The following is a 1,131-nucleotide window of genomic DNA, read 5'->3' on the forward strand; positions in this document are numbered from 1 at the left end:
GGTTGCCATTGCCTTTGTTTCTGGTGATACTGATGGTGATAACGAGTTAGATCCTACTGAAATATGGACTTACACAGCCAACTATGCTGTAACACAAGATGATATCGATGCTGGACAAGTAACAAACCAAGCAACAGTTAATGGTCAAAATGTATTGACTGATGCTACTGTAACAGATGTGTCTGGTACTACTGCTACAACCGATGATGCAACAGTAATCACACTATGTCAAGGTGATACAACTATTGCACTTGTCAAGTCTGGAATCTTTAACGACGAAGATCAGGACAACTGTACTAATGTTGATGAAACGATTACTTATACCTTCACTGTAACGAATACAGGTAACGTGTCTATTGATAATGTGGTTGTAACTGACCCTTTATTAGAAGCACCTAACCCAGTGGTTGCCATTGCCTTTGTTTCTGGTGATACTGATGGTGATAACGAGTTAGATCCTACTGAAATATGGACTTACACAGCCAACTATGCTGTAACACAAGACGATATCGATGCTGGACAAGTAACAAACCAAGCTACAGTGAACGGTCAAAATGTATTGACTGATGCTACTGTAACAGATGTCTCTGGTACTACTGCTACAACAGACGATGCAACAGTAATCACACTATGTCAAGGTGATACCACGATTGCTTTAGTCAAGTCTGGAATCTTTAACGACGAAGATCAGGACAACTGTACTAATGTTGATGAAACGATTACGTATACCTTCACTGTAACGAATACTGGTAACGTATCTATTGATAACATCGTGCTTACCGATCCTTTATTAGAAGCTCCTAACCCAGTGGTTGCAATCGTATTTGCTTCTGGTGATACCGATGGTGATAACGAATTAGATCCTACGGAAACATGGACTTACACAGCCAACTATGCTGTAACACAAGATGATATCGATGCTGGACAAGTAACAAACCAAGCAACAGTGAACGGTCAAAATGTATTGACTGATGCTACTGTAACAGATGTGTCTGGTACTACTGCTACAACAGACGATGCAACAGTGATTACCTTATGTCAAGGTGATACAACTATTGCACTTGTCAAGTCTGGAATCTTTAACGACGAAGATCAAGACAACTGTACTAATGTTGATGAAACGATTACTTA

General features: G+C 39.9%; 1 protein-coding gene. It reads left to right on the forward strand.

Annotated features, from left to right (window positions below; genetic code table 11):
* A partial coding sequence (locus ACVC43_RS00085; RefSeq protein ID WP_452222535.1) for a DUF7507 domain-containing protein occupies positions 1-1,131 on the forward strand: 1,131 nt, incomplete at both ends.

The sequence above is a fragment of the Lacinutrix chionoecetis genome (genome assembly GCF_053604665.1).